The sequence below is a fragment of the Nesterenkonia sp. PF2B19 genome (assembly GCF_001758425.2).
In the GTDB taxonomy this organism is placed as follows: Bacteria; Actinomycetota; Actinomycetes; order Actinomycetales; family Micrococcaceae; genus Nesterenkonia; species Nesterenkonia aethiopica.
On the sequence record NZ_MDSS02000035.1, the window covers coordinates 21,617 to 37,503 of the forward strand.

Genomic DNA, 15,887 nt, shown 5'->3' on the forward strand with positions numbered 1-15,887 from the left:
CGAGTGTGGTCCGTCTCCTGGTGTGGCATGGTTCAGCTCACAGGGGAATGGTCCATTATGCCGGATCGTGCCAGGACAGGCAGAATGACGGATGAACGGAAGAGGGACGTCGCACGACGTTCCGCCGCGGATGGCCGGGCCAGCACCGGCTGGGGACCACGGGAGGACACATGGACGAGTCGCTGAGCAGCGTGACGATCACCGGCGGCGGGTACGCCGCGGAGATCGGCCTGCGGGGTGGGCAGCTGCTGAGCCTGCGCCACGAGCAGGACGAGATCGTGGTGCCGGCAGCGCAGGCTGAGGGCTCCTTCGCCGGAGCGGTGCTGGCTCCGTGGCCGAACCGGGTCTCGGGTGCCACCTACGTCCATGACGAGTCCCTCTACGAGCTGCCCGTCACCGAGGAGGAGACCGGCGCGGCGCTGCACGGCCTCCTGCTGGACGCCCCCTTCGAGGTGGTCAAGCAGGAGGAGTCCGGCGTTGAGCTGCGCACCGTCCTGGAGGCCAGCGAAGGCTACCCGTTCACGCTGGAGTTCGTGCTGTTCTACCGTGTGTCCTCCGACGTCGGCCTCGCCGCCACCCTGATGGCCCGCCAGCCGGTGGCCCCGGGTGGGGACGACGACGCCGACTCCTTCGAGGCCGCGAACGCCGCGCCCGCGCTCTACGGAGCCGGCTTCCACCCCTATCTGCGGGCAGGATCCGCCCCGCTGGACGAGTGCCGGCTGAAGCTGCCCGCCCACACGGTGGTCTCCCTCGACCGCGCGGGCAAGGTCGGCTCCCGGGAGACCGTCTCAGGTGACCTGGACCTCACCGGCGGACCGCTGCTGGTGGGCCGCTCCATCGACCACGCCTACACGGGCTTCCCGGAGGAGGGATGGACCGCGGAGCTGGTGCACGGGCCCACGGGCTTCGTGGTCCGGATGATCGCTGACACCCCCTGGGCGCAGATCTACACCGGGGAGCGGATGGACCGAGCCGGCGTCGCCGTGGAGCCCATGACCTGCCCGCCGGATGCGTTCAACTCCGGCGAGGACGTCGTGTATCTGGCGCCGGGCCAGTGGCACCGGGTGGGCTACAGCATCGAGGTCATGCACCGCGACTGAGCCGCCGGACCCCGACGACGGAGCCCCTGCCGCTCGGCGCACCAGTCCACTCCAGGGCGCGGCTGGCCCTCAGGTGGCCTGGGGCACCCAGCGGAGCGGCTCGTCCACCACGCGCGCAGCGCACGCAGCGCCCCGCCGGTGGTGGCCGGTGAGAGGCGGATGGAGGTCTCCCGCACCCGGAACCGGCTCCATCGGGCGGCGAGCACGCGCTGGCGCAGCTCCTGCTCGATGCGCGGCCGCAGCAGGTCAGCCAGCGGCCCGAACTCTCCGCCGAGGACGATGTCGTCCACGTCCAGCAGGTTCACGGCCCCGGAGAGCGCGACGCCGAGCGCCCAGCCGGCACGGTCGATGGCCTGGCGGGCCCGTTCGCCGGGCTCGTCCTCCCATTCGGTGAGCGCCACGAGCGTCTCGGCATCGGCATCAGGCTCCAGGCCCGCCGCCTCCAGCAGCGCGCGCTTGCCGGCGAACACCTCCAGACAGCCGGAGGACCCGCAGCCGCACTGCGCCGCCGGGCTCGACGGCGACGTGGCCGATCTCCCCGGCCCAGCCGCGGGGGCCGGCGTCGACGATCCCGTCGATGACCACGGCGGCGCCGATGCCCATCTGAGCGGAGACGTAGAAGAAGGTCTGCTCCTCCTGCTCGCGGGCGCTGAACTCCTGAGCCACGGCCAGCGCGGCGAGCTTGGCCTCGTTGGCGATCACGAAGAAGTCTCCGAACTCGGCGAGCCGGGGGCTGCCCTCAGGCAGCTGGGACAGCCGCTCCGGGCCGCCCAGGGACCGGCACATCAGGCGGGGGACGTCGACGTCGCGCCACCCGAGGTTCGGCGCCAGCATCAGGTGGTCCTCCTCGGCGGTCACCAGGCCGGGCAGCGCCATGACGGTGCCCACCACACGGGCACCGGCCTCGGCGGCCTGCCGGGCCACACGCAGCGCCATCTCGCCGATCTGCGGGATGACCTCCTGAGGGTCGGAGGCGGAGAAGTCGCCTTCGATGAGCTCCTCCGCCAACGCGGTGCCGGTGAGGTCCAGGACGCGGGCGGCCATGAAGTCCACGTTGATCTCCACGCCCAGGCCGGCGAGGGTGCCGCGCGCCGGGTGCAGCGGGACGGCGGGGCGCCCGCGGGTGCCCCCGACGATCGGCGAGCCCTCGCGCACGATGCCCGCGGCGAGCAGGTCGTCCACCAGGCGGGAGACCGTGGAGCGGGTCATGCCGGTGCGGATGGACAGGTCGGCGCGCGACGGCGGCTCCGCGGCGGAGAAGATCTCCTCGGTGATGAGCAGCAGGTTGGACTCGCGCAGGGTCTCCTGGCGAGCTCCGGGGCGCTGCGCACGGTGATGAGGGGGTCTCTCGCGACGGCCGGAGCCGGCGTCGAGATCCTCCTGAGGAGCGCCGTTGCCGGTGAGGCCGCGGCTGATGCCGCGCCGTCCCAGGCGGGCGACAGGGCCAGGGCCGAAGCCGCCCAGGCGGCCGGTGGGGCCCGCGCCCGAGACGTGGCCGGGCCCTGGGGGCGGGGTGGGGCTGCGTGTCGGATCCGTCACGGACTTGATCTTAGCCTCCATAGGATTTATGTTTTATCTAGATACAAAATGAGTGCCGGGTCACAAGTCTGCACCCACCCTACGTGCTCACCCACTCCCTTTCCCTCAGGAGGACCCCATGACCACCCCTCAGGACCACAAATTCTCCTTCGGCCTCTGGACCGTGGGCTGGACCGCCCAGGACCAGTTCGGCTCCGCCTCCCGCCCGGCCTTCGAGCCGTGGGAGTACCTGCCGAAGCTCAAGGAGGCCGGCGCCTCCGGCGTCACCTTCCATGACGACGACGTCGCCCCCTTCGGCACCGACGAGGCCGAGCGGGAGAAGTGGTTCACCCGCTTCAAGGACGTCGCCGACGAGGTGGGCCTGAAGGTCGAGATGGTCACCACCAACACCTTCGGCCACCCGGTGTTCAAGGACGGCGGCCTGACCTCCAACGACCGCTCCATCCGCCGCTTCGGCCTGCGCAAGCTGCTGCGCAACGTGGACCGGGCCGCCGAGTTCGGCGCCGAGACCTTCGTCATGTGGGGCGGCCGCGAGGGCTCCGAGTATGACAACGCCAAGGACCTCCACGCCGCGCACGCGCGCTACGCCGAGGGCATCGACACCATCGCCGCCTACATCAAGGAGAAGGGCTACGACCTGCGCATCGCGCTGGAGCCCAAGCCCAACGAGCCCCGCGGCGACATCTTCCTTCCCACCATCGGCCACGCCCTGGGCCTGATCGCCCAGCTGGACAACGGCGACATCGTCGGCCTGAACCCGGAGACCGGCCACGAGCAGATGGCCGGGCTGAACTTCACCCACGGCATCGCCCAGGCGCTGTGGGCCGGCAAGCTGTTCCACATCGACCTCAACGGCCAGCGCTCCATCAAGTACGACCAGGACCTGGTCTTCGGCCACGGCGACCTCATCAGCGCCTTCTTCACCGTGGACCTGCTGGTCAACGGCTTCCCCAACGGCGGGCCGCGCTACGACGGCTGGCTGCACTTCGACTACAAGCCTTCCCGCACCGACTACGTGGACGGCATCTGGGACTCCGCGAAGGCCAACGTCGAGATGGTCACCCTGCTCGCCGAGAAGGCGAAGGCCTACCGCGAGGACCCGGAGGTCCAGGAGGCCTTCCGGACCGCCGGCGTCTTCGAGCTGGGCGAGTCCACCCTGGCCGAGGGCGAGACGGTGGCCGACCTGCTGGCCGACCGGTCCACCTATGAGGACTTCGACCCGGAGGCCGCCGCGCAGCGGAACTTCGGCTTCGTGAAGCTCAACCAGCTGGCGCTGCGTCACCTCATCGGCTGACGCACCGCCCGCGTCACCCGCCTCCCGGCGGCGAGCATGAGTCCGGAGGATCCGCCCGGCGTCGCGCAGCAGCCCGACGCCAGGTGGGTCCTCCGGACTCATCTGTCCGGTGACCTGACTCACCAGCCTCACTACACTGGCCCCGACGCCATTCCGCCCCCATCACCTGACGAAGGAGACCCCGGTGCCCACTCTCGTGGCCGGAATCGATTCCTCGACCCAGTCCTGCAAGGTCATCATCCGCGACGCCGAGACCGGCGCCGAAGTCCGCAGCGGCTCCGCCAAGCACCCGGAGGGCACCGAAGTGGCCCCCTCCGCCTGGTGGGAGGCGCTGCTGGAGGCGCTCGAGCAGGCCGGCGGGCTCGCCGTCGACGCCGCCGCCGCGGTGGGCGGCCAGCAGCACGGCCTGGTGGCCCTCGACGCCGACGGGCAGGTCATCCGAGACGCGCTGCTGTGGAACGACACCCGCAGCGCCGATGCCGCAGCGACCCTGATCGAGGAGCTCGGCGGAGGGACCGACGGCGCCGCCGCCTGGACGGCGGCCACCGGCTCGGTGCCTGTGGCGTCGCTGACGGTGACCAAGCTGCGCTGGCTGGCCGACGCGGAGCCCGAGACGCCCGGCGCGTGGCCGCCGTCGCCCTCCCCCACGACTGGCTGACCTGGCGGCTCTCCGGCTCCTCCGACATCCGCGACCTGACCACCGACCGCTCCGACGCCTCCGGCACCGGGTACTACGACCCGGCGGCCGGCCAGTACCGCTATGACCTGCTGGCCCGCGCCCTGCGGATCTCCGAGGATCAGGCCCGCAGCATCGTGCTGCCGCGGGTGGTGACGGCGAATGAGCAGGCCGCCACGGGCGACGCCTCCCGGGGATGGGGCCACCTGGTGCTCGGCCCGGGCGCCGGGGACAACGCCGCCGCCGCCCTGGGACTGGGCATGCGGCCCGGGGACGTGGCGATCAGCATCGGCACCTCCGGGGTGGTCTCCGCGATCTCGCCGGGGCCCATCCAGGACCCCACCGGGATGGTCACCGGCTTCGCCGACGCCACCGGCCAGTTCCTGCCCTTGGCGGTCACCCTCAACGGCTCCCGCGTGCTGGACGGCGCGGCCCGGATGCTGGGCGTGGACCACGCCGGGCTGGCCGAGCTGGCGCTGGCCGCGGAGCCGGGCGCGAACGGGCTGACCCTGATCCCGTACCTGGAGGGTGAGCGGACCCCGAACCTGCCCCGGGCCACCGGCTCGTTCATCGGGCTGTCCCTGGCCTCGATGAACCCGCAGGACGTGGCCCGCGCCGCCGTGGAGGGCCTGCTGTGCGGGCTGGCGGACGGACTGGAGGCCATGACGGCCCTGGGCGTCCCGGTGGAGTCGGTGAAGCTGATCGGCGGGGCTGCCCGTTCGGCGGCCGTGCAGCAGATCGCTCCGGCGGTGCTGGGCCGGCAGGTGCAGGTGCCCGAGCCCGGCGAGTATGTGGCCGACGGCGCGGCCCGCCAGGCCGCCTGGGTGCTCTCCGGGGCCCAGGAGCCGCCGTCGTGGACCACCTCGGCGGTCCACACCTTCACCGCGGAGCCGACCCCCCAGGTGCGCGAGGCCTACGCCTCGCGGCAGGGGCTCATCGCCCAGCGGGACTGAAGCCCGCCCCCGGAGGGCCGGCAAGGCTCAGGACCCGCAAGGCTCAGGAACCGGCGCGCTCCAGGTGGGAACGGATGAACCACTGGAACAGCTCCAGCTCCTTGACCTGGCCGATGAGCATGTCCTCGGTGATGGGGTCGACCTGCCCGGCCTTGGCGAGGACGTCACGGTGGTCCTCGATGACCCCGGTGTAGACGGTGTCCAGCTCCGCCAGGTGGGCCATGGAGTCGGCTTTGCCGAGCGGGTAGTCCTCCCAGTGGCGGCGGGCCACGAGCTCACCGGTGCGGCCGCTGGGACTGCCGCCCAGGGTCGCGATGCGCTCGGCGGTCTCGTCCACGAAGCCACGGACGACGTCGACCTGGGGGTCGAGCATCTCGTGGACGGCGATGAAGTGCGGCCCGGTCACGTTCCAGTGGACATGCTTGAGGGCCAGCTGCAGATCGTTCAGAGCGTGGAGCCGGACCTGGAGCAGGCCGGCGATCTCATGTCCGTTCTCGCGGGCCAGACCCGGCACGGTGTAGTCGGAGTACTGGTCTTCTGCCATCGGGAACTCCTTTCGCGGCGGGCACGGGTGCCCGCAGTCGACTGCTCGTGCCCGCATCCTAAGCCCGACGCGGGGCCACGGTCATCCGATGGGGTTCCGCAGACGCTATGACGCGAGGCGGCCCGGTCAGCTCACGAGGGCCGGGGTTGTCAGCACCCGTCCCTCGCCGACCTCGCGGATCTCACCGGTCAGCCGCACGGAGGCCTCCAGGGGCAGATCCCCGGCGGAGGGTCCGGACCACAGGTCGATGCGTCCCGGCTCCACGATCCGGCGCAGCTGCACACCGGTGAAGGAGAACCTGTCGGCATGGAGGGTGAAGGTCACCTCGCGGGTCTCCCCGGGCTGCAGGGCGGCCCGCGCATAGCCGACCAGCTGCCGGACCGGGCGGGCCACCTGGGCCACCGGGTCGCCCACGTAGAGCTGCACGACCTCATCCACCGGACGCTCCCCGGTGTTGGCGACGGTGACGGTGGCCTCCACCGTGCCGTCGACGGCGATCTCCTCCGCGGACAGGCGCAGGTCCCGGTACTCCACAGTGGAGTAGCTCAGCCCGTGGCCGAAGGGATACAGCGGTGTCGGGTCCAGGTTGGACACCCCCTGCTGTTCTGGCCCAGCGGGGCGGCGATGTAGCCCGCCGGCTGGCCGCCCGGATGCGCGGGCACGCCGATCGGCAGTCGCCCGCTGGGCTCCACTGAGCCGGTGAGCAGCCCGGCCAGGGCGGGGGCGCCCTCCTCACCGGGGAAGAAGGCCTGCACGATCGCCGAGCACCGCTGGGCCAGGCCGCCCAGCGCGTAGGGGCGTCCGGAGACCACCACCAGCACCACAGGAGTCCCGGAGGCCTCAGCGGCGTCCAGCACGGCCTCCACCAGCTCGTGCTGGGCGCCGGGCAGCCGCAGGTCCTCCACATCGCAGCCCTCACCCGAGGTGCCCGCGCCGAACATGCCGGCGATGTCGCCCACCGTCACCACGGCCAGGTCGGACTCCGCCGCGGCCCGTGCGGCCGCGGCGATGCCGGAGGTGTCATGCTCCACGATCGGGGCGCCGGCGGCATAGGTGATCTCGGCGCCGTCGTAGGCCTCGCGCAGCGCGGCGAGGATCGTGGGCATCGGCACGCCGATCCCCTGGTGCGGGAAGGTCCCGGCGGGGTACTTGGCCAGCACATGGTTGGGGAACGAGTAGCAGCCCATCATGGTGCGCGGCTCGTCCGCGGAAGGCCCGACGACGGCGATCCGCCTGCCGGCCAGGGACTGCGGCTGAGCCGGCAGGACGCCGTCGTTGGCCAGCAGCACCAGCGAACGCTCGGCGACCTTCCGCGCCAGGGCACGGTTCGCCGGGGAGTCCAGGTCGATGCTCTCGTCCACGGCAGGCTCATAGGCCTCACCCTCGGCGGCGTCGAGCAGGCCGAGCTCGATCTTCTGGCGCAGCACCCGGCGCACGGAGCGGTCGAGGACGGCCTCGTCGAGCTTCCCGTCGCGCACCTGCTGGGCCAGAGTGCGGTAGCCGCCGGTGTGCGGCAGCTCCACGTCGAGCCCGGCGCTCACGGCCAGGCGCGCCGCCTCCGCCTGGTCTTCGGCCACACGGTGCATCTTCTCGAGGAAGGCCACGGACCAGTAGTCGGCGACCACGGTGCCCTCGAAGCCCCACCGATCGCGCAGCACCTCGGTGAGCAGCCGCGTGGAGGCGGCGGGGGCCTCTCCGTCGATGTCGGCGTAGGAGTTCATCACCGAACCGACCTGCCCCTCACGGACCGCCATCTCGAAGGGCACCAGAATCAGGTCCTCCAGCTCACGAGGGCCCAGATGCACCGGGGCGTGGTTCCGCGCCGCCCGGGAGGCGGCGTAACCGGCGAAGTGCTTCAGCGTGGCGATGATCCCTGCCCGCTGCAGCCCCTTCACATAGGCGGTGCCCAGGGTCCCGATCACATACGGGTCCTCGCCGATGGTCTCCTCCACCCGGCCCCATCGGGCGTCCCGGACGACGTCGAGCACCGGCGAGAGCCCCTGGTGGACGCCGACGGCGGCCATGTCCCGCCCGATGGCGGCGGCCATCTCCTCGATGAGCTCGGGGTCGAAGGTCGCGCCCCAGGCCAGAGAGGTCGGGTAGACGGTCGCCTGGTAGGCGGTGAAACCGGTGAGGCATTCCTCATGGGCGATCGCGGGGATGCCGAAACGGTTGGCGGCCACCACGGCGGCCTGCCGTTCGCGCAGGTCCTTCGCCCCCTCGGGGACGGTCAGCGCCACGGTGCCGTAGGTGCGGGTCAGGTGGCCCTCGCCGTCGACGATCTCCTGCGCGAAGGGCAGCTTCCCGGCGGACATGGCGTCCTCCATGGGGGCGACCTCCCCCTGGGCCTCCTCGTCCTCGCGCATCTCCCAGTGGGAGCCCAGCTGGGAGACCTTCTCCTCCAGGGTCATCTGCGCCAGCAGCGCCTCGACCCGCTCGGCGACCGGCAGCGAGGCGTCGTTCCACGGGCCGGTGATCCGGTCCACGGCAGGGGCGTTCTGGGTGGTCACGTCGCTCATGGGAGCTCCTTCGGGAAGATCGTCGGGGTCGAGGGCGCGGGAGGTCAGATCACTTGCCGAAGCCGGCGGTCAGGCCGGCGACGATGTACCGGCGACCCAGGATGTAGGCCACCAGCAGCGGCACCGCCGAGAGCACGACGGCGGCCAGAGTGGCGGGCACGTCGATGGCGAACTGGCCCTGGTACTCCCACAGGGACAGCGGCAGCACGCGCACGTCACGTGACTGGGTGAGGATCAGCGGGAACAGGAACCCGTTCCACACCTGCAGCGCCTGGTAGATGCCCACGGTCATCAGCGCGGGGATCGACATCGGCACCACCAGGTTCCACAGGATCTTCCACTCCCCGGCGCCGTCCATCCGCATGGACTCGAACAGCTCCGCCGGGATGTCCCGGACGAAGTTGACGATGATCAGCACGCTCAGCGGGATCGCGAAGGCGATCTGCGGCAGGATCAGCGCCCACAGGGTGTCATACAGACCCAGCTGCCGGATCAGGTAGTACACCGGGATGATCGTGGCCTGCACCGGGATCGCGATGCCCAGCAGGATCACGCTGAACAGCCGCTGCCCGCCGGCGCTGACCGAGCGCACGATGTAGTAGGAGGCCATCAGCGAGACGGCCAGCACCACGGCGACGGTGGCCAGGGTGACGATCACCGAGTTGAGGAAGAAGTGGAAGAAGTCGTTCTCGATGACCCGGACGAAGTTGCCCAGCGTCGGCTCCGTCGACGGCACCAGCGGGTTCGACTGTGCCAGGTCAGAACGGTCACGGAATGCCGTGATGACGATGAAGTAGATCGGCAGGATGATCACGGCCAGCCAGAGCCAGCCGGAGATCCCCGCCAGCACGTTGGGACGCTCGGTGGGCTTGCGCGCTTTGCGGCGGTTCGGCGTCGGGCGCCCTGCGGGGGTGACGACCTTCTCGGCGGCGCGTTCGGGGGTCTTCACGGTCTCGGTGCTCATCCCATACCTGCCTTGTCACTCTCCATACGGCTGGATCCGGAGATCTTGTTCAGCGCCAGGGAGAGGGTCAGTCCGACGGCGACCAGGATCACGGCGATCACCGAGGCGCCGCCCATGTCGAAGTTGCGGAAGCCGGTGATGTACATGTCCAGCGGCAGGATCCTGGTGGCGCTGCCGGGGCCGCCCTGGGTCAGCACGAACACCAGGTCGAAGTAGGTCAGCGAGCCCACCAGCATCAGCGTGGAGGAGGTGATCGCGGTGTAGCGCAGCTGGGGCAGCGTGATGGAGAAGAACTGCCGCACCCGCCCGGCGCCGTCGATGGTGGCCGCCTCGTACAGGGAGGCGGGGATCTGACGGACGCCGGCCTGGTAGAGCAGCGAGTGGAAGGGGACGAAGCACCATCCCACCACGAAGATCACCACGTAGAGGGCGATGTCCGGGTTCCCGAGCCATTGAGCCGGCAGCCAGTCGAAGGGCAGGGCCGTACTGATCCCGTAGTTCGGGCTGAACAGCGCCTGGAACGTCAGGCCGACCGCCACCGAGGAGAACAGCAGCGGCAGGAAGAACAGCACCGACAGGAAGGCTCGGTACTTCTGCGCGCCGGCCATGAAGACACCCAGCAGCAGCGCGACCGGTGCCTGGAAGATGAACGAGACGGTCACGAAGACGAAGGTCAGCCACAGAGCGTTGTGCGTGTGGTCGCGCTCCAGGATCCGGAACCAATTGTCCAGTCCGACGAAGCTGGGAGAACCGAGGCCGTCCCAGCTCATGAAGGACAGGACCACCACGCCGGCCAGCGGGATGAGGGCGAAGACGCCGAAGAACAGGACCGCGGGCAGCGCCATGAGGAACGAAGGTCCCTTCTGGCGCCGCCCGGTGGTCCCGCCACGGCGGACGGGGGAAGCGGTCTGAGTCATGATGCTGGTGGGCTCAGTCCTGGTAGGCGTTCATGTTCTCGGCGAACTCTTCCGGGGTGATGGTCCCCAGGAGGATGTTCTCTAGGTTCTCCATCAGCGGCTGGGCCACTTCAGGCGCCACCGCCTGGTCCCAGGAGAGCTGGAAGTGGTTCGCCCCGGCGACGATCTCGTCGGCGAACTGCAGGAAGTCGGCGTCCTCGGTCTCGGCGATGACGTCGTCGATGTCGTTCAGCGGGGGCAGACCGCCGCCTTCGACCATGGTCTGGACGGTGTCCTCGTTGTAAAGGTGCTCGGTGATGTAGTCCAGGGCGACCTGCTGCTCCTCCTCGGAGGCGTCGGCGGAGACCGACCAGAAGTTGGCCGGGTTGCCCACGATGTTGCTGGGGTCCCCAGCGCCGTCCTCCAGGACGGGGAACTCGGCGAAGCCGAAGTTCCCGGACTCCGCGAAGTCGGGGAAGTCCGAGTGCACGGTCGCATAGACCACGAGCCTGCAGCAGCATGGCGGCCTCGCCGTCGGCGAGCAGGCGCGCGTCCTCGTTCTGGCCGGCGTCGACTCCGGTGAAGGTGTCGGCGTCGAAGCCGCCCTCAGTGGCCAGCTCCTGGATGGTCTCCAGCGCGAACAGGATGGACTCGTCGCTCCAGGCCTCCGCCTCGCCGTCGACCACGGCCTGGAAGACCTCCTCGCCGCCGTGGCGGTCGGTGAGGTACTGCAGCCACATCAGCGCCGGCCAGACGGAGCCGCCGGCCAGCGAGAACGGGGTGACGTCGTGCTCGTTGAAGACCTCGATGGCCTCCTCGACCTCGGACCAGGTCTGCGGGACCTCGAGTCCGACCTCGTCGAAGAGCTCCTGGTTGTAGTACATGACCACCGGCTGGACGTCGTTCATCGGCACCGCATACTGGGCGCCGTCGACCTCGCCGTTCTGCCAGACGGACTCGTGCACGCGGGACTCGAGCTCGCCGACCTGCTCGGTGAGGTCCACCACGCGGTCCTGGGCGACGTACTCGTTCAGCGCGCCCCCGGTCCAGGACATGATCAGCGTGGGTGCCTCGCCGGAGCCGACCACGGTGCGGATGCGTTCCTTGTAGGCGTCGTTCTCGAACTCCTCCACGGAGATCTGTTCGCCGTCCTCGGCCTGCTCGTTCCAGCGGTCGAAGTCCTCGGCGATCGTGGGCCAGCCGCCGCCGGTGAGGATCCAGGCGTCGGCGCCGTCTCCGCCGCTCCCTCCGCCGCAGGCGGAGAGGGCGAGCAGAGAGGTGGCCGCGACGCCTGCGGTGGCGATGCGGAGCGGTGTTCTGCGGCTCATGAGGGGTCCTTTCCCTTCGGTGCGAGGTGGTGGACGCCGGCGCCTCCGAGCACTCCGACGACGGTGCGGTCGGCGGTGTGCTCGGCGCGGCGGCGGGAGCGTCGTCGCCGGTGCCGCGACGGATGCCCCGGGGGGTGCCACCGGAGTGTGATCCATATTTCGTCTTTCCGCAAGACTAAATACCGCGCACGAGGGTGTCAAGCGCCACAGGTCACAGGCGGACACGGGGGGCGGCGTCGAGGGTGATGTGCACAGCGACAGGGATGGTCACGCTCTCACAGAGTGCACGGGAGGCTCGGGCGCCCGCACAGCACGGAAGATCGTCTCTCCATGAGAGATCGCCCCTCAATACAGGGACGATCTCTCACCGGGAGACGATTTCTTGCTCAGGCGCACGCCCTCAGGCTCTCCCACCGCGGCAGCCACACACCTACCCCGCGGCGATACTCCTCGAACTCCGCCCCGAACCGGGCTGCGAGATCCTCCTCCTCGAGCGGTCGGACCAGGGTGTTCCAGATCAGCGAGCCGGCCACCGCATAGAGGACCACCAGCCAGGAGCCGACCAGCAGGCTCGCCCCGAGAAGGACCACAGCACCCACCACGACGACGGCGCCCGGCAGCTCGATCCCCACACCCCACCGGCGCTCGCACCACAGGATGACCCCGGGCAGCAGCACCAGGAACAGCAACCAGAAGACGGCCAGCTGAGCGAACGTCTGCCCCACCAGCCGGCCGCGGCTCGAAGCCCGGGCGGCCCGGAAACGGAAAGGCCCGCGCAGCAGCATCTCAGCGGGAAGCCGACCGAGGTGCAGCACCACCCCGGCTCCCAGCGAGCCGCCGGCGGCCGCGAACATGATCAGCGCACCCCAGCCCGCCTGACCGGTGATCGAGGCATACCCGACCATCGCGGCGGTCACCAGCACCGTCCAGGGGACAGCCACCCAGATCAGCGGCCGCAGTCCGGCGGCCACCAGCGCTGAGGCGATCACGAACAGCGGCACGTCCAGGATCCCGACGATCACGGGGTCCAGTCCACCGAGCGTGGACCCACGCACCCCCGGGACGGTGAAGACACCCGCCCACCAGAGCGCTCCGCCGAGGGCTTGGAGCGCGAAGTACAGCCGCCCCCACCGCACGGCGACGACGTCGTCGGCGAGGATCCGGGGCAACGCTGGCGGCATGGGCTCAGCCTACCGAGCCGCCCCACCAGGACTCCCCGCACAGCACCTGCCACCCGCGACGCACCCGACCCGCGCGGGCGTCCGTCAGAATGCCGTCGACGTCGCGGGGTATGCGCCGTCCGCTGGCGCGGTGACCACCTGGAGTGGTCCAGGCGACCCAACGACGGCGACCCCCTCCGCCGCTGACATGCACCGCCCCGCCGACCACCGTGAGGATCTCCTGATCGACGGCCGCCAGCAGATCTGCGGAGCCGGAGTCGCAGGCGTCGCAGCCGCGGTCCGGCTCCCAGCCCAGAAGCACCGGTTCAGAGCCTCCTCGGGCGTCGCCCATCCCGACGGCGACGACGGTCTCCCCCACGCCCTCCAGCGCGCCGGTGACCAGGACCAGCGGCTGGGCGTCCGAGCGCCGGGGCACGATGAGACGCACCTGCGGCTGCTCCGGCCGGAAAGTCCAGGACGCCGGCACCGCGGTCAGCACTGCCGTCGGAACGGTGGCCGGCGCTGTGGTTGGCGCTATGGTCGGCACGGCGTCGCCGAGACCCAGACGCTCCAGCGCACGCTCCCAGGCCCGGGCTCGTGCGCCCACGATCCTGTACCTCTCTGGCTCGCTGACCCGGGAATACGCGTCCTCGGGCGGCTCCGAGCCTCCGCCGGGCAGGAGGCGCTGCGGATACTGGTCGTCCCAGGAGATCTCACTCAGCGGGTCGGCTCGGTATTCCGCCTCGACGGCGGCCCGGACGTCGTCGCGGGTGAGGCCGGGGCCGCTCACGCGGCGAACCGCCGATTCCGCACCTGGCGGTTGTGGCGCCTAGAGATCAGCAGGACGGAGCAGAGCATGACGATGAACAGCGCCGGAATCACCAGCGAATCCGTGGCGGAGGCGAGGCTGCTGACGCCCAGGACCAGCAGAGCGGCGCCCAGCGCGGTCAGCACCGCCACCCACGGCGGCGTGGTGGAGGGATAGCCGAACCACGGCAGACGCTCGTCAGGGTTGGCACGCGCCAGGCCGCATCGCGGACGGTGACCCGCTGGTGGTACAGCCCCGTGGTGGCGGTGATGTAGAGGTCGAGCCCGTCCGGGCCGCCGAAGCACAGGTTCGACACCACCTCCGGCACCGGCAGGTGCCCCAGATGCTCGCCGGACGGCGAGTACAGGTGCACCCCGTCCCCGGCGGAGCTCCAGATGCGCCCGTCCACGTCCACCCGGATGCCGTCCGGCACGCCCTCGGCGATCTCGAACAGCGTCCAGCCCTCCCCGCAGCGCACCGCCCGACCGGTCCGGGCGGCCTCTCCATCACGGATCACCGGGTAGGCGCGCACATGGTGCGGGTTCCCCTCTCCCGGCTTCCGGGCGGCGAGGGTGTCGCTGACGTAGAGCACCGACTCGTCGGGGGAGAGCGCCAACCCGTTGGGGTCTCCCATCTCCGTGACCATCGGCTGGGCCTCCCCGGTGTGCGGGTCCACGCGGAACACGTAGCAGCCGCCGTACTCCATCTCCCCAGGGTGACCCTCCTCCGGGTTGACGATGCCGTACGGCGGATCGGTGAACCAGACCGCCCCGTCGGAGGCCACAACGACGTCGTTGGGCGAGTTGAACCGCCCGCCGGCCCAGCGCTCCACCACCGGAGTGACCCCCGGACCCTGCTGCCCCGAGGCCTCCACCTCCACCCGGCGGAGCCGTGGGAGCACTGCACCACCGCGCCGTCGGGGCGCAGGGTCCGCCCGTTGGTGAACTCGACCTCGTCACGATGCACGGAGGCCTTCCCCGTGGCGGGGTCGTACTGCAGGATGCGGTTCCCGGGGATGTCAGACCAGCGCACGACGCCGGCGTCCGGCACCCAGCAGGGCCCCTCCGTCCACGTGGCGCCGTCGGCGACCTTGCGCAGCGTGGATCCGGGCTCGAGCAGTTCATCCAGCGTCATGGAGCTCATCCGTCCAGCCTGCCACGATGGGCCCGCCCATGGGAGGCCCCGATCTCCAGCAGCTCCAGGTACCCGTCCAACCCCCAGGCCGAGCGGCCGACGAACAGTCCGTCCACCCCGGGGATCCCCAGCAGCTCAGCCGCATTGTCCTGGTTCACCGAGCCGCCGTAGAGCACCGCCTCCACCTGGGCGCCATAGGCACGGTCCAGGGCGGCGAAGGGTGCGGAGAGCTCCTGCACCGTGGCGGGCCTGCCGTGCTCGCCGATGGCCCAGATGGGCTCATAAGCCACCAGCACCCGCGCCAGCTGGGCGGAGTCCAGTCCGGCGAGCGCCCCGCGCACCTGGGCGAGGATGAACTCCTCGGCGTCACCGACGTCCCGGACCGCAGCGGGCTCGCCGACGCACAGCAGGGGCCGCAGCCCGTGGCGCAGCGCGGCGCGGACCTTCAGCGCGGTGGTCTCCACCGTCTCGCCGAAGTGCTCGCGCCGCTCGGAGTGTCCGATCTCGATCAGCCGGGCCCCGGCGTCGGCGGCCTGCGGCACGGAGATCTCACCGGTCCAGGCGCCGGCGTCCTCCCAGTGGGCATTCTGGGCACCCAGCAGCACCTGGGCCTGGACGTGCTGCAGCTGCCGGTCCACCTCGGCCAGCGCGGTGTGCGGCGGGATGACGAATGCCTGCACAGCGTCGGTCAGCTCCGGGCGGGCCTGGACAGTCTCGGCGAGTCCGGCCGTGTAATGGCGCGCCTCGGCGAGGGTCTTGGTCATCTTCCAGCTGGTGCCGATCCAGCACGACGACGTCGCGGCCAGTCCCATCAGCGGGCCTCGAGCCAGGAGGCGACGTCGGCGGCGAGCATGCCGAAGGAGACCGCCCCGGGGTCAGGGGTGCCGCGGGACTTCTCGCCCAGCACCCGGGAGCGGCCGAGCCGGGCGGTGAGCTCTGCGGTGGCCTCCGCGGCCTGCTGGGCGGTGCGAG

12 protein-coding genes and 4 pseudogenes are annotated in these 15,887 nt (G+C 70.9%); 3 read left to right on the forward strand and 13 right to left on the reverse strand.

Annotated features, from left to right (window positions below):
- Positions 1-170 precede the first annotated feature (170 nt).
- The gene (locus tag BCY76_RS11150) at positions 171-1,100 is read left to right on the forward strand and encodes an aldose epimerase family protein (protein WP_070162566.1); all 930 of its coding nucleotides are present in this window, start codon (positions 171-173) and stop codon (positions 1,098-1,100) included.
- Here BCY76_RS11150 and BCY76_RS11160 read toward each other — a convergent pair.
- Positions 1,070-2,660: pseudogene (locus BCY76_RS11160) on the reverse strand (ROK family transcriptional regulator). The gene BCY76_RS11150 and the pseudogene BCY76_RS11160 sit on opposite strands and share 31 nt — an antisense overlap.
- A 97-nt stretch (positions 2,661-2,757) precedes the next feature.
- Here BCY76_RS11160 and xylA point away from each other — a divergent pair.
- On the forward strand, positions 2,758-3,933 hold the full coding sequence (xylA, locus tag BCY76_RS11165) for a xylose isomerase (protein ID WP_070159349.1): 1,176 nt from the start codon (positions 2,758-2,760) through the stop codon (positions 3,931-3,933).
- A 184-nt stretch (positions 3,934-4,117) separates the two neighbouring features.
- Positions 4,118-5,562 (forward strand): annotated as a pseudogene (xylB, locus tag BCY76_RS11170) (xylulokinase).
- A gap of 43 nt (positions 5,563-5,605) precedes the next feature.
- Here the strand turns inward: xylB and BCY76_RS11175 are convergent.
- The 12 genes and pseudogenes from BCY76_RS11175 to BCY76_RS11220 form a co-directional block, all read right to left on the reverse strand.
- On the reverse strand, positions 5,606-6,106 hold the full coding sequence (locus BCY76_RS11175) for a Dps family protein (RefSeq protein WP_083277216.1): 501 nt from the start codon (positions 6,104-6,106) through the stop codon (positions 5,606-5,608).
- Between the two features lie 126 nt (positions 6,107-6,232).
- Positions 6,233-8,625 (reverse strand): annotated as a pseudogene (locus tag BCY76_RS11180) (glycoside hydrolase family 3 N-terminal domain-containing protein).
- 49 nt (positions 8,626-8,674) lie between these two features.
- Positions 8,675-9,589: a carbohydrate ABC transporter permease gene (locus tag BCY76_RS11185; protein WP_083277215.1), complete on the reverse strand. Its 915-nt coding sequence runs from the start codon at positions 9,587-9,589 to the stop codon at positions 8,675-8,677.
- Positions 9,586-10,506: a carbohydrate ABC transporter permease gene (locus BCY76_RS11190; RefSeq protein ID WP_070158495.1), complete on the reverse strand. Its 921-nt coding sequence runs from the start codon at positions 10,504-10,506 to the stop codon at positions 9,586-9,588. Before BCY76_RS11190 ends, BCY76_RS11185 begins: the two co-directional genes overlap by 4 nt.
- A gap of 110 nt (positions 10,507-10,616) precedes the next feature.
- Positions 10,617-11,813, reverse strand: a complete 1,197-nt coding sequence (locus BCY76_RS11195; RefSeq protein ID WP_237090111.1) for an extracellular solute-binding protein — start codon at positions 11,811-11,813, stop codon at positions 10,617-10,619.
- Between the two features lie 386 nt (positions 11,814-12,199).
- Entirely contained in the window at positions 12,200-12,994 is a 795-nt protein-coding gene (locus tag BCY76_RS11200; protein WP_070158494.1) for a hypothetical protein, read from the reverse strand.
- 4 nt (positions 12,995-12,998) lie between these two features.
- Positions 12,999-13,763: a DUF6226 family protein gene (locus BCY76_RS11205; RefSeq protein WP_070158493.1), complete on the reverse strand. Its 765-nt coding sequence runs from the start codon at positions 13,761-13,763 to the stop codon at positions 12,999-13,001.
- Positions 13,760-13,933: a hypothetical protein gene (locus BCY76_RS18155; protein WP_170922673.1), complete on the reverse strand. Its 174-nt coding sequence runs from the start codon at positions 13,931-13,933 to the stop codon at positions 13,760-13,762. The genes BCY76_RS11205 and BCY76_RS18155 overlap by 4 nt, the downstream gene beginning before the upstream one ends.
- Complete coding sequence (locus BCY76_RS11210; RefSeq protein WP_336582176.1) at positions 13,921-14,682, reverse strand: SMP-30/gluconolactonase/LRE family protein; 762 nt, start codon at positions 14,680-14,682, stop codon at positions 13,921-13,923. The genes BCY76_RS18155 and BCY76_RS11210 overlap by 13 nt, the downstream gene beginning before the upstream one ends.
- Before the next feature lie 41 nt (positions 14,683-14,723).
- Positions 14,724-14,924: pseudogene (locus BCY76_RS20445) on the reverse strand (SMP-30/gluconolactonase/LRE family protein); the annotation flags it as partial.
- On the reverse strand, positions 14,921-15,727 hold the full coding sequence (locus tag BCY76_RS11215; RefSeq protein ID WP_070158491.1) for a triose-phosphate isomerase: 807 nt from the start codon (positions 15,725-15,727) through the stop codon (positions 14,921-14,923). The gene BCY76_RS11215 and the pseudogene BCY76_RS20445, both read right to left, overlap by 4 nt.
- Positions 15,727-15,887: DAK2 domain-containing protein (locus BCY76_RS11220; RefSeq protein WP_139827752.1), on the reverse strand; the 161-nt coding region annotated here is incomplete at its 5' end. The genes BCY76_RS11220 and BCY76_RS11215, both read right to left, overlap by 1 nt.